The 24,702-nt window shown below is 56.4% G+C and carries 20 protein-coding genes; 8 read left to right on the top strand and 12 right to left on the bottom strand.

Annotated features, from left to right (window positions below; translation table 11 throughout):
• The first annotated feature begins 22 nt into the window (after positions 1-22).
• The 3 genes from msrA to BJL95_RS20615 all read left to right on the top strand — a co-directional run bounded on the left by msrA (position 23) and on the right by BJL95_RS20615 (position 3,705).
• Entirely contained in the window at positions 23-679 is a 657-nt protein-coding gene (gene msrA, locus BJL95_RS20605) for a peptide-methionine (S)-S-oxide reductase MsrA (RefSeq protein ID WP_217631717.1), read from the top strand.
• Between the two features lie 233 nt (positions 680-912).
• Positions 913-2,766: a methanol/ethanol family PQQ-dependent dehydrogenase gene (locus BJL95_RS20610; protein WP_064030701.1), complete on the top strand. Its 1,854-nt coding sequence runs from the start codon at positions 913-915 to the stop codon at positions 2,764-2,766.
• A gap of 90 nt (positions 2,767-2,856) precedes the next feature.
• Positions 2,857-3,705 (top strand): quinoprotein dehydrogenase-associated putative ABC transporter substrate-binding protein, encoded by an 849-nt coding sequence (locus tag BJL95_RS20615; protein ID WP_071160551.1) that lies wholly within the window; start codon positions 2,857-2,859, stop codon positions 3,703-3,705.
• Here BJL95_RS20615 and malQ read toward each other — a convergent pair.
• Genes malQ through glgC form a run of 3 tightly spaced genes read right to left on the bottom strand, consistent with a single transcriptional unit; the run spans position 3,702 to position 8,165 of the window.
• A complete protein-coding gene (gene malQ, locus BJL95_RS20620; RefSeq protein ID WP_071160575.1) occupies positions 3,702-5,183 on the bottom strand; it encodes a 4-alpha-glucanotransferase in 1,482 nt (493 codons plus the stop codon). The two genes, BJL95_RS20615 and malQ, sit on opposite strands and share 4 nt — an antisense overlap.
• Before the next feature lie 20 nt (positions 5,184-5,203).
• Complete coding sequence (locus tag BJL95_RS20625; RefSeq protein ID WP_071160552.1) at positions 5,204-6,895, bottom strand: glycoside hydrolase family 57 protein; 1,692 nt, start codon at positions 6,893-6,895, stop codon at positions 5,204-5,206.
• A complete protein-coding gene (gene glgC, locus BJL95_RS20630) occupies positions 6,885-8,165 on the bottom strand; it encodes a glucose-1-phosphate adenylyltransferase (protein WP_064030704.1) in 1,281 nt (426 codons plus the stop codon). The genes BJL95_RS20625 and glgC overlap by 11 nt, the downstream gene beginning before the upstream one ends.
• A gap of 214 nt (positions 8,166-8,379) precedes the next feature.
• Here glgC and glgB point away from each other — a divergent pair, with 214 nt between their 5' ends.
• The 5 genes from glgB (at position 8,380) to BJL95_RS20655 (ending at position 17,713) form a co-directional block, all read left to right on the top strand.
• On the top strand, positions 8,380-10,557 hold the full coding sequence (gene glgB, locus BJL95_RS20635; RefSeq protein WP_064030705.1) for a 1,4-alpha-glucan branching protein GlgB: 2,178 nt from the start codon (positions 8,380-8,382) through the stop codon (positions 10,555-10,557).
• 13 nt (positions 10,558-10,570) lie between these two features.
• On the top strand, positions 10,571-12,004 hold the full coding sequence (gene glgA / locus BJL95_RS20640; RefSeq protein ID WP_064030706.1) for a glycogen synthase GlgA: 1,434 nt from the start codon (positions 10,571-10,573) through the stop codon (positions 12,002-12,004).
• The gene (locus BJL95_RS20645; protein WP_071160553.1) at positions 11,994-12,779 is read left to right on the top strand and encodes a type II and III secretion system protein; all 786 of its coding nucleotides are present in this window, start codon (positions 11,994-11,996) and stop codon (positions 12,777-12,779) included. The genes glgA and BJL95_RS20645 overlap by 11 nt, the downstream gene beginning before the upstream one ends.
• 120 nt (positions 12,780-12,899) lie before the next feature.
• Positions 12,900-13,952: an extracellular solute-binding protein gene (locus BJL95_RS20650; RefSeq protein WP_083386183.1), complete on the top strand. Its 1,053-nt coding sequence runs from the start codon at positions 12,900-12,902 to the stop codon at positions 13,950-13,952.
• Positions 13,952-17,713 (top strand): EAL domain-containing protein, encoded by a 3,762-nt coding sequence (locus BJL95_RS20655; protein ID WP_071160555.1) that lies wholly within the window; start codon positions 13,952-13,954, stop codon positions 17,711-17,713. The genes BJL95_RS20650 and BJL95_RS20655 overlap by 1 nt, the downstream gene beginning before the upstream one ends.
• Here the strand turns inward: BJL95_RS20655 and BJL95_RS20660 are convergent.
• The 9 genes from BJL95_RS20660 to ybgF all read right to left on the bottom strand — a co-directional run.
• Positions 17,694-18,533 (bottom strand): HlyC/CorC family transporter, encoded by an 840-nt coding sequence (locus BJL95_RS20660; RefSeq protein WP_071160556.1) that lies wholly within the window; start codon positions 18,531-18,533, stop codon positions 17,694-17,696. The genes BJL95_RS20655 and BJL95_RS20660 overlap by 20 nt on opposite strands.
• Entirely contained in the window at positions 18,530-18,988 is a 459-nt protein-coding gene (gene ybeY / locus BJL95_RS20665) for an rRNA maturation RNase YbeY (protein WP_071160557.1), read from the bottom strand. The genes BJL95_RS20660 and ybeY overlap by 4 nt, the downstream gene beginning before the upstream one ends.
• Positions 18,988-19,977: a PhoH family protein gene (locus BJL95_RS20670; protein ID WP_064030712.1), complete on the bottom strand. Its 990-nt coding sequence runs from the start codon at positions 19,975-19,977 to the stop codon at positions 18,988-18,990. Before BJL95_RS20670 ends, ybeY begins: the two co-directional genes overlap by 1 nt.
• Positions 19,977-21,332 (bottom strand): tRNA (N6-isopentenyl adenosine(37)-C2)-methylthiotransferase MiaB, encoded by a 1,356-nt coding sequence (gene miaB, locus BJL95_RS20675; RefSeq protein WP_071160558.1) that lies wholly within the window; start codon positions 21,330-21,332, stop codon positions 19,977-19,979. Before miaB ends, BJL95_RS20670 begins: the two co-directional genes overlap by 1 nt.
• A 105-nt stretch (positions 21,333-21,437) precedes the next feature.
• A complete protein-coding gene (locus tag BJL95_RS20680) occupies positions 21,438-22,166 on the bottom strand; it encodes an MBL fold metallo-hydrolase (RefSeq protein WP_071160559.1) in 729 nt (242 codons plus the stop codon).
• A complete protein-coding gene (locus tag BJL95_RS20685) occupies positions 22,163-22,798 on the bottom strand; it encodes a chemotaxis protein (protein WP_071160560.1) in 636 nt (211 codons plus the stop codon). Before BJL95_RS20685 ends, BJL95_RS20680 begins: the two co-directional genes overlap by 4 nt.
• Before the next feature lie 64 nt (positions 22,799-22,862).
• On the bottom strand, positions 22,863-23,564 hold the full coding sequence (gene queC / locus BJL95_RS20690) for a 7-cyano-7-deazaguanine synthase QueC (RefSeq protein ID WP_071160561.1): 702 nt from the start codon (positions 23,562-23,564) through the stop codon (positions 22,863-22,865).
• On the bottom strand, positions 23,545-24,204 hold the full coding sequence (queE, locus tag BJL95_RS20695; protein WP_071160562.1) for a 7-carboxy-7-deazaguanine synthase QueE: 660 nt from the start codon (positions 24,202-24,204) through the stop codon (positions 23,545-23,547). The genes queC and queE overlap by 20 nt, the downstream gene beginning before the upstream one ends.
• Positions 24,201-24,702: tol-pal system protein YbgF (gene ybgF / locus BJL95_RS20700; protein ID WP_083386184.1), on the bottom strand; the 502-nt coding region annotated here is incomplete at its 5' end. The genes ybgF and queE, both read right to left, overlap by 4 nt.

The following is a 24,702-nucleotide window of genomic DNA, read 5'->3' on the forward strand; positions in this document are numbered from 1 at the left end:
ATTCGACCACGGGATGTCCACCATGTCTATTCTGTTTAAAAAATCCGCAATGCCCAGCCCTGAACAAGCCTTACCCGGCCGCCGCAATCCGATTGCCAGCGGCAGTAAGCATCACGTCAGCGGCAACGGCTACCACCCACCGTTTCCGGCATCCATGCAACAAGCCGTCTTCGGTCTGGGCTGTTTTTGGGGCGCCGAGCGAAAATTCTGGCAACAGGCCGGCGTACATGCGACGGCGGTTGGCTATGCCGGCGGATTCACCCCCAACCCCACCTACCAGGAACTCTGTACCGGGATGACAGGTCACGCCGAAGTCGTTTTGGTGGTATTCGATCCGGCCCTACTCGATTACCGCCACTTGCTCCAGGTTTTCTGGGAATCGCATGACCCAACGCAAGGTATGCGCCAGGGCAACGACGTTGGCACCCAATATCGTTCGACCATTTACTGCTACACCGAACAGCAACTCGCCGAAGCGCTGGCCAGCCAACAACAATACCAACAACGCCTTAGCGCGGCCGGCTTCGGCTCGATCACGACGGAAATCGCCCCGGCGCCGACCTTCTACTATGCCGAGGAAGAGCACCAGCAGTACTTGGCCAAAAACCCGGACGGTTATTGCGGTTTGGGGGGATGCGGAATTTCCTTCGCGGAACCGCTCGATGTACGAAAAAGCTAAGGCATTATCAGGCTTGACATTATTCCCGCCAACCGGGATTCCCAGAGTTTTTCCGGTTGACTTTTAGGAAAAAATCCTTCAATTTACGCGCTTGGCGTGGCTTAGCCTAGGCTGTGAGCGGCCGGTAGCGGGCGTTTCGGGCAGTCATCCAAACAGAGCTTTAAAACTAATATTAGTCTTAACAACACAAAATCGTACTCTGTGTACATCCGCAGATTACCAGGAGGAAACATATGAAGAAGCCTGTAACAAACTGGCTGCTTGCTTCGACTGTAGCTACTATTCTTGCTGCACCAACTGTCTCTACCGCTAACGACGACTTAGAAAAATTAACCCAAAACCCTGCTAACTGGGCTTCTTGGGGCGGCGACTACGCCGGCACTCGTTATAGCAAACTGTCGCAAATCAACGCTCAAAACGTTAAAAATCTGCAACCGGCTTGGTCTTTCTCCACCGGCGTTCTGCGCGGTCACGAAGGCGGTCCCCTGGTTGTTAACGGCGTTCTGTACATCCACACTCCGTTCCCTAACACCGTTTACGCGATCGACCAAAAAACCAAAGCGGTCATCTGGGAATTCACCCCAACCATGGATGCCGACGTCACCATCCCCGTGATGTGCTGCGATACCGTTAACCGCGGCTTGGCTTACGGCGACGGCAAAATCTTCCTGCAGCAATCGGACACCGTACTGACCGCGCTGGATGCTAAAACCGGCAAACGTATTTGGAGCGTGCAAAACGGCGATCCCAAACTGGGCATGACCAACACCAACGCCCCTATCGTTGTTAAAGACAAAGTTCTGACCGGTATTTCCGGCGGCGAGTTCGGTGTGCGCGGCTTTCTGGCGGCCTACGACATCAAAACCGGCCAATTGGCGTGGAAAGGTTACAGCATGGGTCCCGACAAGGACACTCTGATCAAACCGGGCAAATCCACCACCTGGCAAGACGGCAAAGTCACCCCACTGGGACCTGAGTCCAGCTTGGCTACCTGGAAAGGCGACCAATGGAAAATCGGCGGCGGCACCACTTGGGGCTGGTACTCTTACGATCCTAAACTGAACTTGGTCTATTACGGTTCAGGCAACCCATCTACCTGGAACCCTGTACAACGTCCGGGCGACAACAAATGGTCCATGTCTTTGTGGGCGCGTGACGCCGACACCGGTGAAGTTAAATGGGTTTATCAAATGACCCCGCACGACGAATGGGACTACGACGGTATCAACGAAACCGTTCTGGTCGATCAAGAAGTCAAAGGCAAAATGCACAAAACCATCGTTCACTTCGACCGTAACGGCGTGGGATATACCCTGGACCGCGAAACCGGCGAATTGTTGGTTGCCGAAACCTTCGACAAATCCGTCAACTGGCTAACCCATGTCGACATGAAATCAGGCCGCCCACAAGTGGTACCTGAATTCTCTACCGAACATAACGGCGAAGACGTCAACACCGTTGGCACTTGCCCTGCAGCTTTGGGTGCGAAAAACCAACAACCGGTTTCTTACTCTCCACAAACCGGCCTGTTCTACATCTCAGGCAACCACTTGTGCATGGAGTACGAACCGTTCGAAGTTAGCTACACCGCCGGCCAACCTTACGTCGGCGCAACTCTGAACATGATGCCGGCTGGCGCCGATGTTCTGACTGGTAAAAAAGACGGCACCACTAACCTCGGCCAATTCACTGCCTGGGATGCTAAAACCGGCAAAATCGCTTGGTCCAACAAAGAGCAATTCTCTGTTTGGTCAGGCTCTGTTGCTACCGCGGGCGGGGTCGTATTCTACGGCACCCTGGAAGGTTACCTGAAAGCGGTTGATGCCAAAACCGGTAAAGAATTGTACAAATTCAAAACCCCATCCGGCATCATCGGTAACGTTAATACCTGGGAATTCGAAGGCAAACAATATGTTGGCGTTCTTTCAGGTATCGGCGGCTGGGCAGGTATCGGTATCGCGGCCGGTCTGGACGACGGCTCCTCATCAACCAACTCGGAAGGTTTGGGCGCGGTGGGTGCGTACAGAAGCTTAGGCTCCTACACCAAATTGGGTGGTACACTCACTGTGTTCGCCCTGCCTAACTAAGATCTAACCTTAGATCCGCGTTAAGCAAGCCTTGGCCGAGCAATCGGCCAAGGCTTTTTTGTGGCTTCATGAAAACGAAGGAAGAAGACTATGACTTACAATCGATGCCTAGCCGCGCTAGCGCTGAGCTGCGCGGCCGTTACCGGCCAAGCCGACGAGAATAAATTTCGGGTGTGTGCCGACCCGCTGAATCCGCCCTATTCCACCAAGGAACTTAGCGGCTACGAAAATAAAATCGCGGCCCTGTTCGCCAAACAACTGGGTCAGGAATTGGAGTTCACTTGGTTTCCGGAACGGATGGGCTTTGTCCGCAACACCTTGAAAGCCGAAAACGACAACGGCCAGGGTTTTAAATGCGACGTGATCATGGGCGTGCCGGCGGGTTTCGATTTGACCGATACCACCAAACCCTATTTTCATTCGACTTATGTGTTGTTGATCGCGAAAGGCCGAGGCTGGGACGATATCCACGACCCCATGCAACTAACGCAACTGCCGTTGGAAAAGCAGGAAAAGCTGAAAATTGCGATGTTCGATCGTGGGCCCGGCACCGAATGGTTGCAACGCAACGGCTTGCTGGAATACGGCGTTCCTTATCAAAGCATGACCGGCGACGGCGAACACAATACGGCGATGCAAATTGAAGCCGATCTGAGCACCGGCAAGATCGATATGGTGATTTTGTGGGGACCGATGGCCGGCTACGTTCAATCGAAAAACCCGAAGAACCAGTATATCGCCATTCCGATGCAGTCCACGCCGGGCATGCGCTTCGATTTCTCAATCGCGATGGGCGTGCGACAAGGCGACAGCAAGCGCAAACAACTTTTGAACGACCTGATTGCCAAGAACTTCGATGAAATTCAGCAAATCATTGCCGGCTACCGGATTCCGTTATCGCCGATTCCCAGCGCTCCCGCTAAGCAAGACGACGACTAATGCGGACCTCGGCCGAACAAGCGTATCAAGTGTTCGAAATGACCGGCTTTGTCGCCGGTTAATTGCGACCAATCGAAACGCCAGCGCCAGTTACCCTCGGTGGTACCTGGCGTATTCATCCGGTCGGCGGAGCCAAGTTTCAAGATATCCTGCATCGGGATAATAGCCAAGTTGGCTACCGAGCCCAACGCGGCATGAATTAAGGCACTAGGCATCGGCAGACTGGACCAGCCCAAATAGTCGTATATGCGCTGCTTGTCGGTATCGTTAAGCGCGTCGAACCAGCCTTGGGTGGTGTCGTTGTCGTGCGTACCGGTGTACACCACGCAGTTACGCCGGTAATTGCAAGGCAAATAGGGATTGCGAGCGTCGTCGCCGAATGCGAACTGCAAAATTTTCATACCGGGCAAATTAAAATCGTCGCGCAAGGCTTCTACTTCGGGGGTGATGATACCCAAGTCCTCGGCGACCAAGGTTAACGCCGGAAAATGCTGTTGAATCGCCGCCAACAGCTCGCCACCCGGCGCCGTCACCCAGCGACCGTTGACCGCGGTGTCTTCGCTGGCCGGGATTTCCCAAGCCGCTTCCAAGCCCCGAAAATGATCGATCCGCAAAATATCGAACATTTCATACTGCGCTTCTATCCGATCCAGCCACCATTTGAAGCCGGTCTTTTTCAGGTAGACCCAGTTGTAATGCGGATTGCCCCAACGTTGCCCGAACTCAGAAAAATAATCCGGCGGCACGCCGGCCACGACATCCATTTCGCCCAACGGGTTCAACTTGAAAGCTTCGCGGTTGGCCCAGACGTCGGCACTGTCGTAGGACACGAAAATCGGAATATCGCCGAACATCAGCACGCCTTTGCTGGAAGCATAAGCCTTTAGCTCGTCCCATTGCTTGAAAAACACATACTGCTCGAACTTGATGCCTTCGATGACCGCCTTCAACAACTGCCGGGACTCGCTCAAGGCATCCGGCTTACGTTGCTTAAGGCCATCCGGCCATTCGTTCCAACTTTTGTGTCCGAACACGTTGCGTAGCGCTATGAACAGCGCAAAGTCGTCCAGCCAACTCGACTTGTCCTGGCAAAACTGCTTGAAATCCTGCTGGGCCGATACATCCGCCAGCACTTGAAAGCCGTAAAACGCCTTAGTCACCAGACAGCTTTTGCTCAATTCACCATGACCGGAGCAATCGTTGCAGCGGTCCGCCAGTTGCAGCCAACCTCTATCCACCAACCAGTCAATACTGATCAAGGCCGGGTTTCCGGCATGAGCGGATAAACATTGATAAGGAGAACCGTCGCCATGCGGCATGCCTAACGGCAGGGTTTGCCAGATCGTGGCGCCGACATCGTGCAGAAAGTTGACGAAGTTGAACGCTTCCGATCCCAAGTCGCCGCACTCGCCATGCCCCGGTAACGAAGTGATATGCAGCAAAACACCCGCGCGACGTCTATCCAAGCCAACCCCCAAAAACCGTTTTTCGAATTCGTTCAAAGTTCATTACCGCGCCGCATTGCGCCGCCCATCGCCGGACTACCGCTGCCTTGAGTGAAGGATAAGGCTAAATAGCCGGGCGGTTCCTCGCCCAAGAGCCGATACAAATTGGTTAAATTCAATCGGTACTGCTTTTCGAAATCGCTGACCGCCTCGCCGGGATTGTAGTCACCGAACCACCAAAACCAATCGGACCCTTCGCACACCGCCAACTGTACTCGCGCCTTTTCCTGCTGTTGATCGGACAAGCGGCCATCCTGCACCGCGTTGTCGAACGCCTGCTTGACGTCCCCCAACATATCCCAGCCGCAGTTTTTATCGGCGTCGCCGATCCAGGTCGAGAACGTGCCGTAAACCCAACTGCCTGCCACCAGACGCGGCAATGGCTGTACTTGAGCTTCGGCACCTTGCAGGTATTCCGAAAACGTCGTCAACTCTATCCGTGGATGTTCGCCGAGCCGGCGATACAAAGCGCTCAAAAAATGATAGCCGTTATCCGGAAAATACTCCCAGGCATTTTCACCATCCATGATAATCGAAACCAACGGCGGCCGAGCCTCGTAATCCGCAATATTTTCCAGATGCTGAATCAGGTCGGCCACGGCATCGTCGGCATGCCATTTGGAATATTCGAAGCCAATCAGATCGGACAAACCGTCGTCCCGAAAAAAGCACACCGTGCTGGCCGACGCCAACCGGAACGCTTGATGCACGCTAGTTTTACCGGCCAGGTCGGAGGCCCGCAAGCTATTGTGCAAGACATTACCGCCGCTGGCGGCCCAGTGAAAACCGAACTCGCCGAGTATCGCCAGCGTACGCTCGCTGACGCCACCTTCGGATGGCCAACAACCGCGCGGTTCGAAACCGAAAAAGTGTCGAAAGGTGTTGATCCCCTTCCGCAAGTGCCAGCATACGCGCTCTTCACCGCCGGGGTAATTCGGCAATTTAGGCAAGGCCACGTCCGGCATCGCCTCTCGGGCACTGGCGATATCCAACATCAACGGCATGATGGGATGCGCGTATGGCGTCACCGATAATTCGATACGGCCCTTACGGGCCAATGCCTTATAGCGATAAATCACTTTGGACAACAAATCGCCGATCACCTCGACGATTTCTATCCGGTCGTGCAACGTGAACGCCGCGCCTTTTTCGATCAAGCGTTTGATACGGTTGTCCGTCAACTTGACGGTTTCGCCCATCCAGATCAAGTGATACCAAACCAGGATATCGGAAACGAATTGGGCGTTGACATATTTAATGGCGTCCTGATGCCCGAGAATCCAATCGGCCATGTCGATCAATTTGCGGAAGGCCGGATAGCGGTCGATTTGGCGTTCGCGGTTAGCTTTTTTACAATCGCGCAACAGCTTCAGACGTTTGTCCGGGTCGGCCGACGCCGTCGGCTCGACCAACGCGGCCAACAACGGATCCTTCATAGCGATCCGATCGTGCAGATAGCCGGTCACTTGGTTGGAATAATCTTCGATTTGCTCCAACAAAATCGGCGCGAAATTGACGACCGCCTTAGCCGACGGAGCCGCCTCCAAATGGGCGACCATATCGACGTAATCCTTGATGACGTGCAGATAAGTCCACGGCAATTTGAATTCGCCGCTCTGCGTGTCGCGGTACTCCGGCTGGTGCATGTGCCAGCACAGCACCAGCTTGAGTTTTTTACCGGACATAATGCCGTCTTTGACCGAGCATCTCCGGCGTCACCAATACCACGCCGCCTTCGCTGACATAAAAGCGCTTTTCGTCGTCGGCGCGGTTCTCGCCGATCACGGTGCCTTCCGGCACTTGGCAGCCCTTCTCGATAATTGCCTTGTCGATCCGGCAATGCCGGCCGATGTTGACTTCCGGTAGCACCACCGAATCCTTGACGGTCGTATACGAGTTGACGCGCACCTGCGAAAACAACAGCGAATGACGCACCGTTGCCCCGGAAATCACGCAACCGCCGGACACCATCGAATCGATCGCCGCGCCCCGTCTATCGTCGTCGTCGAACACGAACTTGGCCGGCGGCGTTTGCGCCTGATAGGTCCAGATCGGCCAAGTGTTGTCGTACAGGTTCAAGTCAGGCTTGACGCCGATCAATTCCATATTGGCGGCCCAGTAGGCGTCTATGGTTCCGACGTCGCGCCAATAACTTTGCTGACCGCTTTGCAAATCCAGGAAGGGATAGGCATACACCCGATATTTGTCGATGACGGCCGGAATAATGTCCTTACCGAAATCGCGGCTGGAGGCTTTGGTGTCGGCGTCCTTGATTAATTGCTCGAACAAAAAGCGGGCGTTGAAAATATAGATACCCATCGACGCCAATGCGGTATTGTCGCGACCCGGCATCGCCGGCGGGTTATCCGGTTTCTCGACAAAGGATTTCACCCGGCGCTCGTCGTCGACATGCATCACGCCGAAGGCCTTGGCATCTTCCAACGACACTTCGATGCAACCGATCGTCAAGTCGGCTTTGTTGGCGACGTGATCGGCCAGCATCACCGAATAATCCATTTTATAAATGTGGTCGCCGGCCAAGACCAACACGAACTCGGGATTTCGCGCCCGCAGAATATCAATGTTTTGATAGATGGCGTCGGCGGTTCCCTGGTACCAGGAATGTTCGTCGTGGCGCTGCTGAGCGGGCATCAAATCGACGTACTCGCCGAATTCGCCGCGTAAAAAACCCCAGCCTTGTTGAATGTGCCGAATCAGCGAGTCGGCTTTGTATTGCGTCAAAATGCCAATCTTGCGGATATCCGAATTGATGCAGTTGGACAGCGGAAAATCGATGATCCGGAACTTGCCGCCGAACGGCACCGCCGGCTTCGCCCGCCAATCGGTCATGTCCTTAAGTCGCGATCCCCGGCCACCAGCCAAAATCAAGGCTATGGTGTTACGGGTCAAATCGTTGACCCGTCTTTCCTGTAGATTTGTATCGACGACTGACATGAGCATCCTCTAAGAAAAAATAAGCGACACCGATGGCCGCCCGGGATGGGCATATCGGCGGATTTGTCGGCATGGCACTTGCCGCGTCCGAGCATTATCGTTACTCTTCGCGAAAAAGTAAAAGCCAAGCGATTTGTTACCGAGTAGTCTATCCTGCCTGGCATGGCTGTCCCTGCCAACCATCTAACAAAACTATAACCGAAGGCGTTGCATCATGAACAAGCCAAGCCCATCCCTGCCGCTCGATCCGGAAATCGTCAAAATCATCGAGGCCAGACATCACGACCCCTTTTCCGTCCTGGGTCGCCACGGCCAGGACCGCGATACCGTCGTCCGAGTGTTTCTACCCTACGCCGAAAGCGTGAGTCTGGCCGCCGACGGCGGCGATTTCGTAAGACTACCGGATACCGACGTATTCGAATACCGCCCCGGCACCGGCGACGTTCCGAAGCATTACCAATTGGCCTGGACCGACAAGGACGGCAACGATCACCTCCAATACGATCCCTATTGTTTCGGCCCGGTGCTGCCTGAATTCGACCAACACTTGTTCGCGGAAGGCCGCCATTGGCACATCTATCAAAAACTCGGCGGTCACCGCCAAAGCGTGGCTGGGATAGACGGCGTGTCTTTCTCGGTCTGGGCGCCCAACGCGCAACGCGTCAGCGTCGTCGGCGACTTCAACCGCTGGGACGGCCGCTGCCATCCGATGCGCAGCTTGGGCGGCAGCGGAATCTGGGAAATCTTTATCCCCGGTTTAACCGTGGGCTGCTTGTACAAATTCGAAATCATCAATCGCAATTCCGGGGAATTGCTGGTTAAAACCGACCCCTACGGCCAACAATTCGAATTCCGCCCGCAGACCGCCGCGATCGTGGTCGATGAAGATCGTTACGTCTGGCACGACGGCGAATGGATGGACCAGCGCGCCCAACATGACTGGCTGCACCAACCGATGTCGATCTATGAGGTGCATTTGGGCTCGTGGCGACGCGACCAGCGCGGCAACTTCCTGAACTATCGCGATTTGGCCGAACAATTGGTCGATTACGTCAAAGCGTTGGGCTTTACCCATATCGAGTTACTGCCGATCACCGAACACCCGCTCGATGCGTCCTGGGGGTATCAGACCACCGGCTATTTCGCGCCCACCAGCCGCCACGGCACGCCGGACGACTTCCGCTATTTCATCGACCACTGCCACCAAAACGGCATAGGCGTGATCCTGGATTGGGTGCCGGCCCACTTTCCCAAGGACGCCTTCGCGCTGGCCCGCTTCGACGGCACGGCCCTGTATGAGCACGAGGACCCGCGCAAGGGCGAACACCGCGACTGGGGAACCTTGATCTACAACTACAGCCGCAACGAAGTGAAAAACTTCCTGCTGTCCAGCGCCTTCTTCTGGCTGGAAGAATTCCACCTGGACGGCCTGCGCGTCGATGCGGTGGCCTCGATGCTGTATCTGGACTATTCGCGCGAAGCCAACGACTGGATTCCCAATATGTACGGCGGCAACGAGAACCTGGAAGCGATCGACTTCCTCCGCCACATGAATACCGTCACCCACGAGCAACACCCCGGCACCGTCGTGATGGCCGAGGAGTCCACGTCCTGGCCGCAAGTCACCCGGCCGACCTGGACCGGCGGCTTGGGCTTCTCGATGAAATGGAACATGGGCTGGATGCACGACATCCTGTGCTACATGCAACAGCAACCCATCCACCGCGCCTACCACCACGACCAACTGACCTTCGGCTTGCTGTACGCGTTTACCGAAAACTTCATCCTGCCGTTTTCGCACGACGAAGTGGTACACGGCAAACAGTCGATGCTTAACAAAATGCCGGGCGACGAATGGCAGCGTTTCGCCAATCTGCGCCTGCTCTATACGATGATGTTCACCTATCCCGGCAAAAAACTGTTGTTCATGGGCAGCGAGTTCGGCCAAGGTACCGAATGGAGTTTCAATCGCACGCTGGACTGGTACGTACTGGACTACGCCCACCATGCCGGTCTGCAAACCCTGGTCAAGGATCTGAATCGCCTCTATACCAGCCATCCGGCCTTGTACCGCTTCGATTTCGAGCACGCCGGCTTCGAATGGATAGACTGCCACGATTACCAGCAGTCCATCATCAGCTACCGGCGTAAATCGGCCCACGAAGAGCTGATCGTGATTCTGAACTTCACCCCGGTGCCGCGCGAACGTTACCGAATCGGCGTGCCGCAACCCGGTACCTACGTCGAAATCTTTAACTCGGATTCTCACTATTACGACGGCAGCAACACCGGCAACGGTAGCGTACTGTCCGAGCCGCAGCCCTGGATGGGGATGGAGCATTCGATCTCCGTCACTCTTCCGCCGTTAGCCGGCATCATATTAAAAATGTAAACCTGTTTAAGCGATGAAGAAAATTTTGTTCGCCACCAGCGAAACCCATCCACTGATCAAAACCGGCGGCCTGGCCGATGTCGCCGGCAGCCTGCCGCTGGCCCTCGGCGAGCTGGAGCAGGACGTGCGTATCATCATGCCCAACTACCAGGCCATCCGCAATTGCGAACCGGGCCGTTACCTGTGCACGGTCAAGGTCAACAATTGCGACGTCAATCTGCTGGAAACCTGGCTGCCCGGCAGCCAGATTCCGGTCTGGCTGGTCGATTACCCGCCGTTCTTTAAAGTACCGGGCAACCCCTACGTCGACGATAACGGCATGCCTTGGCCGAATATCGGCGACCGCTTCGCGCTGTTCTGCCGTATCGTCGCCGAAGTGGCAATGAACCGCGCCTACCTGGACTGGCAACCCGACATCGTGCATTGCAACGATTGGCAAACCGGTCTGGTGCCGGCTCTGCTATCGCTGGAACACCAACATCCGGCCAGCGTATTCACGATCCACAATATGGCCTATCAAGGCTTGTTTCCAGCCACCGCGTTTACGTTGCTGAACCTGCCCGGCCAGCTCTGGCACCCGGAGGGTCTGGAGTACCATGGGATGTTGTCGTTCATCAAGGGCGGCTTGGCCTACGCGGAGCGCATCACTACCGTCAGCCCAACCTATGCCCAGGAAATCCAAACGCCGGAATTCGGTTACGGTCTGGAGGGTCTGTTGGCGCATAAGCAATCGCAATTGAGCGGTATTCTAAACGGCATCGATACCGAAGTCTGGAATCCGGCGATCGATCCGCACATCGCCCAGACCTACGGCATGAAGACCCTGAACGACAAAGCCGCCAACAAAATCGCATTGCAGCAACAAATGAACCTGCCCGTCGACGCCGAACTCCCGGTATTCGGTTTGATCGGCCGGCTGGTCGAACAAAAAGGCATCGATCTGATTCTGGCCGGCTTGCCGGAATTGTTGGAACTACCGGCCCAATTCGTTTTCCTGGGCAGCGGCGACAAGAGCAACGAATACCGCCTGATGGAATTCGCCCGCCTGTATCCGGAAAAAGTCGCGGTAACGATAGGCTACAACGAGCCGCTAGCCCACCAGATCGAAGCGGGCGCCGACATTTTCCTGATGCCGTCGCGCTTCGAACCCTGCGGCTTAAACCAAATGTACAGTCAACGCTATGGCACGATCCCTATCGTCCGCAAAACCGGCGGCTTGGCCGATACCGTCGTCGACACATTGCCGGAAAGCATCGCCAACGGCACCGCGACCGGTTTCGTATTTAACGACACGTCGGCGGCGACACTGACCGAAGCGATCAAACGTTGCCTAGTGATGTTCCGACACAAGAAAGATTGGCGGCAGTTGCAGCGCAACGCGATGAGCCGGGACTTTTCTTGGCAAAGTAGCGCCCAACGCTATCTGGCGCTGTACGATGAAATTTAGCGGGCCGACACTTGCAATCAGCCTTTGGGCCGCAGCCGTTTTGGCCGACGATACGGTGATGGAAATCATCGAGCTTGGCAACCGGCCGGCGGCGGAGATCCAAGCCCTGCTCCAACCGTTACTAAACGGTGACGACCGCATCGTCGCCGATGGCGCCAAATTGATCGTCAAAACCGCTCCGGCCAAGCTTGCGGAGATCCGCGCCCTGGTCAAGCAATTGGACGGCCCGGTCCGCAATTTGACGATCAGCGTCTTGCAAACCACCAGCCAGACCGCCGAGCAATTGAACGCCGAAGCGGCCGCGACACTGCACCCCGAGCGCGTCGAACTGCGCGGCTTGGCCGGGAATACCGAGGATTTGCGCGGCCAACGCCAACAACAGCAGGTGCGCGCCACCGAGGGACAAACCGCCTTTATCAAGACCGGCGAAATCAAACCGGTCCGTAATGTCGCGGTATACGGCTCCAATTACGGAGGCGCGGTGCTGAGCAGCACCCAAATGCTGGAAGCCAGCAGCGGCTTTGCGGTGGTCCCGCGCTTGGCCGGCGACGACCAAGTGACGCTGGCGATATCGCCTTGGTCCAACCAATTTCAAAACGGCGAAATAGCCACTCAAGCCGTTCAAACCACCCTCCGCGCCAAACTGGGCGAATGGATTGAAATCGCCGGCAATGCCGATCAAACCCAATCGTCCGGCGCAGGCATGACGGGTTTCAACCAAAGCACCGAAACCCAGACGACGCGTATCCTGATACGTGTCGACATTGCCAAATAAAACCGGCTAATCTCGGCCGGCCTTACTCGCTAGCACAAAAACCGATTAATACAAGTTTTTCGAGCGATTCGCCAACAATTTACCTTTCTTTCCAACCGCCTTTGGGTATCATGGGCAACCATGAAATCCATCGTCTCTCTCCTAAGTTCCCACCAACGCTTCGCCAGGATGGTTTCAATCACGGCACTGTGGCTGTGCTCCGTTTCGCTGGTAAGCGCAAAACCCTCGTTAAAGGTTTTGGCCTGGCCGGGTTACGCCGACCCGGAGATCGTCGCCGAATTCACCAAACGCTACGACGCCGATGTGGAAGTCACCTACGTCGAATCGGACGACGACTTATGGTACAAGCTCAATCACGAGCATCACGACGTATTCGCGGCCAACACCGCCGAATTGCAACGTTACATCGCCGCCGGCATCAGCGTGCCGCTGGATGCGGCCAAAATTGCCAATCGCTCGCGCCAACTGCCGCGCTTTCGCGACCTCGCCACCTTTGGCCTGATTCACACTGGTCGCGCCTATGCGATACCCTACACCTATGCTGAAATGGGGCTAATCTACGACCGCCGTAAAGTGACCTCCCCGCCTCGCTCGATGTCGGTGCTTTGGGACCCGGCCTACCGCCAGCGGGTGTTGGCTTTCAATACCAGCAACCACAACTTTACCCTGGTCGGATTACTCAGCGGCGCGGCCCACCCTTTCAGCCTCGGCGACGCCGAGTTGAACGCCGCCGCCCGCCGACTGGCCGAACTGCGCCGCAATGTACTGACCTTTTACACGTCGGCAGAGGAAGCCGGCGAACTGTACGCCAAGCACGATATCGCGCTGATTTTCGGCAACTATGGCAATCAACAAATTCAGGAGCTAAGGCGGCGCGGCGCGGACGTCGGTTACGTCATCCCCGACGAAGGCGCGTTGGCGTGGTTGGATTGCTGGGCGCTTACCCGAAACGCCGGCAATACCGGGCTGGCCGAACGCTGGATAGACTTCATGCTGGAGCCGCAAGTCGGCGCGCACTTAACCGAACGACACGGCCTAGCCAACACCACCAGTCAGCCGGCCGATCTGGCACCCGATGCCAAATTGATCTGGCTGGAGCCGATCGGCAATCCCGAGCGTCAAAAAACCCTGTGGGACCGGATTATTTCCGGCGATGCGCCGGAGGCCTTCTGATGCGTCTGAGCATAGGCCTAAAACTGGCATTCTGGCTGGGTCTGTTCGGCACGTTGTCGTCGGGCCTGACCGGCTATTACGTCTACCAGCGCAGTCGCGCGCTGCTGATCGATTCGGCCAAGGAAAAACTGCTGACCGCGACGCGAGACTCGGCGCAACGCTTCGACGCCGCGCTCAAGGCGACCGTTGCCGATGTCGATTTCCTGGCCGGCTTGGCGCTAAACCGCGCAATACTGGAAGCCGAGCCGGCCACCAAACCTACGATGGATAAAGACAGGCTCGCCGAGATATTTAGCGGCTTGCTGGTCTCCCACCCCGAGTACAGCCAAATCCGCCTGATCGATAGCCGGCATTTTGGCCTGGAAACGGTGCGGGCAGATCGCGACCAATCCGGCGTTAAAGTGATCGAAGCACCCCACTTGCAGGAAAAAAACCATTTCCCCTACGTCTTCGAAACCGCGGCCTTGCCGGCCGGTCAGGTTTACATTTCGGAGATCAACTTAAACCAGGAGCTTGGGACCCATCTGGGCTACGGCCAACCGACCATCCGCGTCGCCACCCCGGTCAAGTCCGCCGCCGGGACAACCTTGGGCGTGCTGGTCATTAACGTCGATCTCGCCGACCTATTCAAGCGGCTGCGCGACAGTTACAGCGGCGACAGCTACCCATTGCTGGTCAATCGACGCGGTGATTACCTGATCCATCCCGATCCCGCGAAAGCCTTTGGTTTCGAACGCGGCCGGCCGGTCAGAATCCAAAACGACATTCCGGACACCGCGCCGCTGCTGAACGGTTCCAGCCGGATCGCGGTACTCAGCGATACCGCCGATAGCGCGTTGGGCGTGCCGTATCTGGCCGCCTTCGCCCGCCAGGATTACGGCGCGGCCAGCGAAGGCCGTTTCGTGGTACTCGGCTTATACACCCCGCTGGACGTGGTCTCGATCGGCAGCAAGACTCTGAGCCTCCAAGTCATCCGTATCGCCTTGTCCCTAAGCTTATTGGTCAGTTTGGTTTCACTGCTGCTTGCCAAGATGCTAGCCAAACCGCTGCAGGCAATGACCAAAGCCATTGGACAATTTCAGCTGGGCTTGCCGCTCGCCGAGATCCCCGTCGACCGCAACGACGAGATCGGCCATTTAGCTCGCCTGTTTCGAGCACTGGCGGAGCAGCTCAACGGTCAAATCGCCGAGATACATGCCTCCGAAGCCAAACTGCACGCGATCCTGAACAACGCGCCGGTCGGGATTTGGTTGGTGGACACCAACGGTCGCTACGCCTTCGTCAACCAGACCTTCTGCCAAGCGCTAGGCATTCCGGAAAGCCGGTTTTTGCACACCTCCGCGCTGGACGAACTGCTGGGCACCGACATGGCTGCCCGCTTCGAAGCAGCCGACCAACGCTGTCTTAGCGGCGGCCTGGCACCGCACCTAAGTCAGGAACAACTAACGTTCGTGGACGGCGAGAGCCACAGTCTGGAAATCAGCCGCACCAAACTATTGGGCCTGAAGGGCGAGGTCTTGGGCATTATCGGGATCGCGACCGACATCAGCGACCGCAAACACGCCGCCGATCGCGAACGCGCTCACAACCGGGTGTTGGAACGCCTGGCCAAAAGCCTGCCGCTTGCCGACATTTTGGAAGCGGTCGTCGAGGGCATCGAAACCCAAAATCCGGCGCTATTGTGCTCCATTTTGTTGCTGGACGCAGAAGGCAGCCATTTGCTGGTCGGCGCGGCCCCGCATCTACCGGAATTTTACAATTGCGCGCTACACGGCCTGCGCATAGGCTTCGGCGTCGGCTCTTGCGGCACTGCGGCGGTGACCGGCGACCGAGTCATTATCGAAGACATTCAAAGCCATCCTTATTGGACGCCGTATCGGGAGTTGGCGGCCAAGGCCGGCTTGGCTTCTTGCTGGTCGGAGCCGGTACGCGATGCCGGCGGCAAGTTGCTCGGCACGCTGACCATTTATCAACGTCAGCCGGCGCTACCCACGCCACGCGACTTGCAAATGACCGAACAGGCCGCCAATCTGACCGGAATCGCGATAGAACATTGCCGTGCCAACGAAGAATTGCGGCTGGCTTCGCTGGTCTACCAAAACAGCAGCGAAGCGATGGCCGTCACCGACGCGCTCGGCTCTATCCTGGCCATCAACCCGGCATTTTCGGCGATCACCGGCTATACCCCGGCGGAAGTCATCGGTCAGAATTACAATATTCTGAACTCCGACCGCCAGGACTACCATTTTTATCAAACCATGTGGCATGCGATTAACGCCAGCGGCCACTGGAAGGGCGAAATCTGGAATCGCCGCAAGAACGGCGAAGTGTTCGTGCAATGGTTGACGGTCAACACGATTTTTAACGAAGACGGCAGTCCGCATCGGCGCGTGGCCTTGTTTTCCGACATCACCGAAAAAAAGCAAACCGAAGAGCTAATCTGGACTCAGGCCAATTTCGACCCGTTGACCGGACTGCCCAACCGCCGGATGTTTCACGACCGGCTGGATCAGGAACTGAAGAAGGCGCATCGCACCGGCCGCGCGCTGGCGCTGATTTTTCTGGATCTGGACCGCTTCAAGGAAATCAACGACACGCTCGGCCACGATATGGGCGATTTGTTGCTGAAGGATGCCGCGCAACGCTTGCTGCGTTGCGTGCGCGAATCCGATACCGTGGCGCGACTGGGCGGCGACGAATTCACGATTATCCTGGGCGAACTCGACGATACGGAACATGTCGAGCGCATCGTCGTCAATTTGCTGCAAAAACTGGCCGAACCGTTTCAGCTGAAAGCCAAGGTGGCCTATCTGTCGGCGAGTATCGGCATCACGCTGTTCCCGAAAGACGGCGACAAAATCCACGTACTGATCAAAAACGCCGACCAGGCCATGTATGCCGCCAAGCACCAAGGCCGCAATCGCTATTGTTATTTCACGCCCTCAATGCAGGAAGCGGCGCAAGTCCGAATGGAAATCGCCGGCGATTTACGCGGCGCGCTCGGCGCCGATCAATTCCAACTGTATTATCAACCGATAGTCGATCTTGCCACCGGCGTCGTGTACAAGGCCGAAGCCCTGTTACGCTGGCGGCACCCGCTACGCGGCTGGGTGAGTCCGGCGGAGTTCGTGCCGATCGCCGAGGACATCGGCATTATCAACGAAATCGGCAATTGGGTGTTCAAGCAGGCCGCCGAGCGCGCCAAACTGTGGCGGCAACGGTTTCACGCCGATTTCCAAATCAGCATTAACAAATCGCCGGTCCAATTTCATGATACCAACCAAACTCAGCGCGATTGGCCTGAACACTTACGGCAACTGGGCTTGCCTGGGGCCGGCATCATCGTCGAAATCACCGAGGGGCTGCTGCTGGATGCCAGTAACGACGTCAAGGAGCAATTGCTAAGCTTTCGGGACAACGGTATCCAAGTGGCGCTGGACGATTTCGGCACCGGCTATTCGTCGCTGGCCTATCTGAAAAAATTCGACATCGATTATCTGAAAATCGACCGCTCCTTCGTCAGCAACCTGGGGCCGGAATCGAGCGACCGCGTGCTTTGCGAGGCGATTATCGCAATGGCCCATAAACTGGGAATGAAGGTTGTCGCCGAAGGGATAGAAACCGAAGAGCAACACCGGATACTCGTGGAATCCGGCTGCGACTTCGGTCAGGGCTTTCTGTTCTCGCAGGCGCTGCCGGCCGAGGCGTTCGAAGCCCGCTTGGCCGGCGGCCAGGCGGAGTTTATTTCAATTTCAGTTTGATCAAATGCACGCGGCGGTTGTCGGCGCGCAAGACTTCGAAACAAAAGTCGTCGATTTCGACTTTTTCGCCCTTCTTCGGAAAATGCTCCAAGCGTTGGACGATCAAGCCACCGATGGTGTCGCATTCGTCGTCTTCCAGAACCGCCGAGAAGTAGTCGTTGAATTCCTCAATAGGCGTCAACGCGTTGAGTATGAACTCTTTCTCGCTACGCTGGGAAATGTACTCCTCGGATTCGTCATCGTCGTGTTCGTCCTCTATCTTACCGACGATTTGCTCCAGGACATCCTCAATGGTCACCAAGCCGGCGGCGTTGCCGTATTCGTCGACGACGATGGCCATATGATTGCGCTCGGTACGAAACTCCTTTAGCAACACGTTCAAACGTTTGCTCTCAGGCACGACGTTAGCCGGCCGCATCACGTTTTCGACTTTCAAGTTCTTGTCGCGCAAAACGCAGCCAAGCAAATCCTTGGCAAGCAGAATGCCGACCACCTTGCTGCGGTCTTCTTCGATGACCGGGAAACGGGAATGGGCGAATTCGACAACCAACGGAAAGATGGTTTCCAATTCCGCATCCCTAGGAACCACCACCATCTGCGAGCGGGGGATCATGATGTCGCGGACCCGCATCTCGGCGACATGCATCACGCCTTCCATCATGGCCAGCGCATCGGAGTCCAGCAAGTGTTTTTCCTGCGACTCACGGAGAATTTCCAGCAGATCTTCCTGATCTTGCGGCTCCCCACTCAGAAAATGGCCGATACGTTCGATCAGGCTTTTCTGGTGGGGCTGACTACTCGGGGGGTTACCATCGCTCATCGTTCGTGTTCCTCCATATAAGGATTGGCAATATCCAATTTTTCCAAAATTTCAATTTCCAGGGATTCCATTTGCTCGGCCTCCAACTCGTCGACGTGATCATACCCTAACAAATGCAATACGCCGTGTATAGTAATGTGCGCCCAATGATGTTCAACCGACTTGCCTTGCTCCGCGGCCTCGCGAGCTATCAGCGGCGCGCAAACCACCAAATCGCCCAGCAAATCCATTTCCACGCCGGGCGGCGCTTCGAACGGAAAACTCAGGATATTCGTCGGACCCGCCTTTTGCCGATATTGGCCGTTCAATTCGGCGCTTTCGGTTTCATCAACCAAACGGATCACAATTTCGCTGTCGGCCTCGCGCCCGGCCAGTGCTGCATCGACCCAAACCTGAAACGTCGCCGGCTCGGGATGCTCGGCTTCGGTCGCGACCTGCAACTCGATCAGGTTCATCAGCCGACCTTACCTTGTTCTTGCTCGTAACGGTCGTAAGCCGCCACGATGCGCTGAACCAACGGATGGCGCACCACGTCGCGCACACCGAAGAAGGTAAAACTGATGCCTTCGACATCCTTCAAGACTTTCAATACGTGTTTCAACCCGGACATTTTTTCGTTCGGCAAATCAATCTGAGTCACGTCGCCGGTGATCACCGCCGTCGACCCGAATCCAACCCGGGTCAGAAACATCTTGATCTGCTCGACCGTGGTATTTTGCGCCTCGTCCAGAATGATGAACGAGTCGTTCAGCGTTCGTCCGCGCATGAAAGCCAGTGGCGCGACTTCGATGACGTTTTTCTCCAATAACTTTTCGACCCGCTCGAAACCCAACATGTCGTAGAGCGCATCGTAAAGCGGCCGCAAGTAGGGATCGACCTTTTGCGCCATGTCGCCGGGTAGAAAGCCGAGTTTCTCGCCGGCCTCGACCGCCGGGCGAACCAACACGATACGCCTTACCCGCTCGGTCTGCAGCGCCTCGACCGCGCAAGCCACCGCCAGATAGGTCTTGCCGGTACCGGCAGGACCGACGCCGAAGTTGATGTCAAAGCTGAGAATCTTGCGCAGATAATCCTGTTGGTTATGTCCTCGGCCTTTGATGACGCCGCGCTTTGTGCGGATCGCCACCGGTTCGAGCTGCGATGCCGGCAAGGCCTTCAACAATTGGTCGATACTGGCGTCCTGCAGACTCAGATGCACTTGTTCGGGGGTAATCTCTTCGCGCTCGGTCAATTCGAACAGCTTCAGCATGACCGCGCAAGCCGCCTTGACCGCCGCATCGACACCTGTCACCCGAAAGAAATTGCCGCGATTGGCGATCTCGACCTGCAGACGTTGCTCGATCTGACGAATATGACTATCGAGTTGACCGCAAAAATTAGATAGGCGCTGGGCATCCGCCGGCAGCAGCGTCAGTTCTTCGGAAAAATGAGAGCTGTTCAACACTAGGCAATCTGTTGGATTTTTTCGACGCTGGACTCGGCCAATCGGCCGCGCAGCGAATTGGGTAAGGCTTCGGTAATCAACACATCGACGAATTGACCGATCAGCCGTGGGTGAGCGGCGAAATTGACCACCCGGTTGTTTTCGGTCCGGCCGGTCAAATGCAGCGGATTTTTCTTGGAGACACCTTCCACCAACACACTCTGCACCGACCCCACCATACTTTCGGAAAACGCCATGAACATGTCGTTCAAACGTTCCTTCAGCCGTTGCAATCGCGCCTCCTTGACATCCATGCCGACATCGTCGGCAAAACCGGCCGCCGGCGTACCGGGCCGCGCGCTGAAGATGAAACTGTAAGAAAAGTCGAATCCGACCTCTTCGATCAAGGCCATCGTGTCTTCGAAATCCTGCTCGGTTTCGCCGGGAAACCCGACAATGAAATCGGACGATAAACTGATGCCGGGGCGGGCCGCTTTGATCTTGCGGATGATGTCCAGATAATCCTCGCGGCGGTGTCCGCGCTTCATTTCGGCTAGTATTCGATTGCTACCGCTTTGCACCGGCAAATGCAGGTGATTGACCAGTTGCGGAATCTCGGCGAAAGCCTCGATGATGTCGTCGGTGAATTCCAACGGATGCGACGTCGTAAAGCGAATTCGCTCGATACCGTCTACCGCGGCCACGTAATGCAGCAGCAACGCAAAGCTGGCGATGTCGCCGTCTTCGGTTTCGCCGCGATAGGCGTTGACGTTTTGACCTAGCAGATTGACTTCGCGCACGCCCTGCCTAGCCAGCGCTTCGATTTCGGCGATCACGTCGTTGAGCGGGCGACTGACTTCCTCGCCGCGCGTATACGGCACCACGCAATAGGTGCAGTACTTGCTGCACCCCTCCATCACCGATACAAAGGCTTTCGGGCCTTCCGCCCTGGGTTCGGGCAAGTTGTCGAATTTCTCGATTTCCGGAAATGAAATATCGACGACGTGTCTGTCGCCGCTCCGGGCTTTGTTCAGCAATTCCGGCAGCCTATGCAGGGTTTGCGGTCCGAACACGATGTCAACGTAGGGCGCGCGCTTTTGCAATGCCGCGCCTTCCTGACTGGCCACGCAACCGCCGACGCCGATAATCACGTCCGGACGTTTGTCCTTGATTTTTTTCCAGCGCCCAACCGCCGAAAACACTTTTTCCTGGGCTTTTTCGCGTATCGAACAAGTGTTCAATAACAACACGTCCGCCTGCTCGGGTATTTCGGTCAGTTCCATACCGTGCGAGGCCATCAGTACGTCCCGCATCTTGTCGGAATCGTACTCGTTCATTTGACAACCGTTAGTTTGTATATACAGTTTTTGCGCCATGCTCGATGAGATACTCCAGCCTTTCTCACTAACAAAAAACCCCAGTCTCTCGACAGGGGCTAGATTGGCGCGGATTATAAACCCAATTTTCGGCAAATGCTTGTTTTATACGGCAATCCCCACCGGCAAGCCTTCAAACCAGTCCAGAAAACGCTTGACATCGTCGCCCTTAAACATTCGCCCGTGCTGGGGCGCCAGGATCTGAATATCTAATTTGCGGACGCGCTCGATCCAGACCCGCTTGGCTTGATTGGACGGCATCCAGCGTTGATGGAAATAGCGCATTTTTTCGACATGAGTATCGAAATGCTCGACGAAAACCGGCGTATCGCCCTCCTCCAACGCCGCGCCGACGTCGCCGGACATCAGAATCTTCGCGACTGGATCGTAAATATGAAAGTTGGCCGACGAATGTAGATAATGGGCCGGCACTATTTGCAATTGCACGCCACCCAGCTCGATAGTCCCACCCTGATCGGGAATGGCGACGTACTCGATCGCGTCGCAACCGAAATGCCTCAAAAAACCCTCCCAAAGTAGCGGCGCGTGCAGTCTAGCGTGCGGTAAGGCCCGATCCCACAAGCCCAACGACGAAATGATGTCGGGATCTTGGTGCGAGGCGAACAAGTCGGTGATTTCCTCGACGGGCGCGTGATGAACGGCTGCCGCCAGCATCGGCGCGAACAATTCGATCCCACCCGGCTCCATCAGTAGACAACGGCTGGCGGTGCGCACCATGTACTGATTGGTATCGATAATCGTCGCCGACTTAGTGTTGTCGCGGCCGAACATCAGCCACTGGTGGGCACCTTCGTAGATTTTCGTGGTTTTCATGACTGGCCTTCGTTGCCCTGAGCGTATCCGGCGCTGATCGCGACCAACGCTCCCCGGCACTTGCTAACCTTTTCGTTGATGATTTGCGCGGCACGATCGACACTCTCGGCGACGGCCTGCAGGCTTTGCAGGTATTCGCCGGCTTGCGAGGCTTCGATGCGCGAGTTGGCGGCGATCACTCTGGCGGCTCTGGCGGGATAGAGGATGCCGCTTAACTGGTTTAATAAATCATCGACGTGAATCGAAAATTCGCCGTGACAGGCTTCCGCCTGCTGTCGAGCCGTTTCCCGTACCCGTAGCAACGAATCGGCGTGACGAGCACCCGCCGCTGCCGCGACCGCCAAATCAAAGTGCCGATTGGCCTCCCGCATTCGCTGCTCGGCAACCGTCAAACGGTATAAGTTCAGAGTATCGGCATTGATCCGGTTGACCACCGCCATCGTGTCCTTAGCCAACTCGTTGATGAAATCGGTGATCGGTTTGAAGCCCTTGGCCTTTTCGCCGGCCCGAAAAGCAATCGCCTTGGCATTCGCCGCTGCCAACGAAATCTCCTTGGCGACCTGTAATACCGCGTTCAATTCGGCGGCAATCGAAGCAACCGCGACGAATTGTGAACTAGTTGAACTCCGCATGATGACGCCCCAAGTCCTTGATCCGATCAAGGCAAAGCATAGCCGAGGATCGCCGAAGCGCCATCTAACCGCGAACGTAACGGGTGGGATCGGCCACGCCGGCCGCCGCGAATCCGGCCGCCCGCAATCGGCAAGCATCGCACACGCCGCAAGCCCGGCCTTCAACATCGGCGGCATAGCAAGAGACCGTGTCGGCGTAATCAACGCCCAACGCCGAACCTTGCCGAATAATGTCGGCCTTGCTCATCGCCATCAAGGGCGTGTGTATCCGGATTTGCTGGCCTTCAACGCCGGCTTTGGTGGCCAAATTCGCCATGGTCTGAAAGGCTTGGATAAATTCCGGCCGGCAGTCCGGGTAGCCGGAGTAATCGACGGCGTTAACGCCGATGAATACGTCGCTGGCGTGCAAGACTTCGGCCCACCCCAGCGCGTACGCCAAGAAGATCGTATTGCGAGCCGGCACATAGGTGACGGGTATGCCGGTTTGCGGCGAGGTCGGCACGGCGATCGCGCTGTCGGTCAGCGCCGATCCGCCCATCGCATTCAAACCGAGATTGAAAATCTTATGGTCGGCGACTCGATACCGTTCGGCGATGCGCCGCGCGGCCGCCAATTCGGCATTGTGGCGTTGACCGTAATCAAAACTCAACGCGTGGCAAGCATAGCCCTGCCGAGTAGCCAACGCCAGAACCGTAATCGAGTCCAATCCGCCCGATAACAACACAATGGCGGCTTTGCCCGCCGAATCATTTTCCTCTCGCGTCATCCCAAAGAAATTTATGCAGTTGAATTTGAAAGCGTACCGGCAACTGGTCGGCTAGAATCCGATCAGCCAACTCGCTTGGAGCCATCTGCCCCATCACCGGCGAAAACAGCACTTGGCAGCGTTCGGCCAAACGATGTTCGTTTACTTGTTGCTTAGACCATTGATAGTCGGCCGAGTCGGCAATGACGAATTTGATTTGATCGCGCGGCGTCAGGCAATCGAGGTTCTCGTAGCGGTTGCGCGCCATTTCGCCGGAGGCCGGCGTTTTCAAGTCCATCACCTTGACGATTCGAGCATCGACACCCGAAACATCCAGTGCACCACTGGTTTCCAAGGAAACCTGATAGCCCGAGTCGGCCAACGCACTCAGTAAACTCAAGCAACCGGGCTGCGCCAGCGGCTCGCCGCCGGTCACGGTGACGTAACGGGTCGAATATTCGCGAACCCTTTGCAAAATCGCCGAAATCGGCATTTTCTCGCCGCCGCTGAACGCGTAAGTGGTATCGCAATAAGCGCACCGTAGCGGACAGCCGGTCAGGCGGATAAACACGGTCGGCCAACCGACGCTATCCGCCTCGCCCTGCAGCGAATAAAAGATTTCGGTAATGCGTAACGACGGTTCCGCTAGCTCGTCGGTCATTGCGGCATTTGCGCCAGCTTCTTAGCGGCCAGATGCGCGGCGGTGGTTCCGGGGTAGCTGGTCGTAACCCGGGTCAGATAGTCCTTGGCTTTCGCGGCGTTTTGCAGGTCGAACTCGATGTAACCGAGCTTCAGCAACGCGTCCGGCACCTTGGAGCTATTCGGATACTGACTGACCACTTTGTTGAACGCCGCCTTGGCGGCATCGAATTCGCGGTTGATCTTGTAAGCTTCCGCCAACCAGTACTGCGCGTTGTCGGAAAGTTCGCCGGCCGGATTGGCCGCCAACAGTTCCTGAAACATCTTGATGGCCTGGCTGTTATGGCCGTTCCGCAAAGTTTCGTAGGCTTGCTGATAGCGCTCCTGCTCGCTGCCGCTCGTGGCGGGAGTTGAACTGGCGCTCGCGGCCCCACTAATTGCAGGCTTGACTTCGACGGGCGGGACAGTCGCGGCAACCGGTGCCGGGGCGGCCTGACCCGCTGGCGTCGATACCGGCGAT

The organism is Methylomonas sp. LWB, assembly GCF_001856095.1.
Classification (GTDB): Bacteria; Pseudomonadota; Gammaproteobacteria; order Methylococcales; family Methylomonadaceae; genus Methylomonas; species Methylomonas koyamae_A.

What these genes read in the sequence shown, in the direction of transcription:
- BJL95_RS20680 (WP_071160559.1), bottom strand. Translation starts at nt 22,166, where the DNA reads ATGAAAACCACGAAAATCTACGAAGGTGCCCACCAGTGGCTGATGTTC.
- miaB (WP_071160558.1), bottom strand. Translation starts at nt 21,332, where the DNA reads ATGGCGCAAAAACTGTATATACAAACTAACGGTTGTCAAATGAACGAG.
- BJL95_RS20645 (WP_071160553.1), top strand. Translation starts at nt 11,994, where the DNA reads ATGAAATTTAGCGGGCCGACACTTGCAATCAGCCTTTGGGCCGCAGCC.
- BJL95_RS20650 (WP_083386183.1), top strand. Translation starts at nt 12,900, where the DNA reads ATGAAATCCATCGTCTCTCTCCTAAGTTCCCACCAACGCTTCGCCAGG.
- BJL95_RS20615 (WP_071160551.1), top strand. Translation starts at nt 2,857, where the DNA reads ATGACTTACAATCGATGCCTAGCCGCGCTAGCGCTGAGCTGCGCGGCC.
- BJL95_RS20610 (WP_064030701.1), top strand. Translation starts at nt 913, where the DNA reads ATGAAGAAGCCTGTAACAAACTGGCTGCTTGCTTCGACTGTAGCTACT.
- queE (WP_071160562.1), bottom strand. Translation starts at nt 24,204, where the DNA reads ATGACCGACGAGCTAGCGGAACCGTCGTTACGCATTACCGAAATCTTT.
- queC (WP_071160561.1), bottom strand. Translation starts at nt 23,564, where the DNA reads ATGACGCGAGAGGAAAATGATTCGGCGGGCAAAGCCGCCATTGTGTTG.
- glgA (WP_064030706.1), top strand. Translation starts at nt 10,571, where the DNA reads ATGAAGAAAATTTTGTTCGCCACCAGCGAAACCCATCCACTGATCAAA.
- BJL95_RS20655 (WP_071160555.1), top strand. Translation starts at nt 13,952, where the DNA reads ATGCGTCTGAGCATAGGCCTAAAACTGGCATTCTGGCTGGGTCTGTTC.
- BJL95_RS20625 (WP_071160552.1), bottom strand. Translation starts at nt 6,895, where the DNA reads ATGTCCGGTAAAAAACTCAAGCTGGTGCTGTGCTGGCACATGCACCAG.
- BJL95_RS20660 (WP_071160556.1), bottom strand. Translation starts at nt 18,533, where the DNA reads ATGAGCGATGGTAACCCCCCGAGTAGTCAGCCCCACCAGAAAAGCCTG.
- glgB (WP_064030705.1), top strand. Translation starts at nt 8,380, where the DNA reads ATGAACAAGCCAAGCCCATCCCTGCCGCTCGATCCGGAAATCGTCAAA.
- ybeY (WP_071160557.1), bottom strand. Translation starts at nt 18,988, where the DNA reads ATGAACCTGATCGAGTTGCAGGTCGCGACCGAAGCCGAGCATCCCGAG.
- msrA (WP_217631717.1), top strand. Translation starts at nt 23, where the DNA reads ATGTCTATTCTGTTTAAAAAATCCGCAATGCCCAGCCCTGAACAAGCC.
- glgC (WP_064030704.1), bottom strand. Translation starts at nt 8,165, where the DNA reads ATGTCAGTCGTCGATACAAATCTACAGGAAAGACGGGTCAACGATTTG.
- BJL95_RS20685 (WP_071160560.1), bottom strand. Translation starts at nt 22,798, where the DNA reads ATGCGGAGTTCAACTAGTTCACAATTCGTCGCGGTTGCTTCGATTGCC.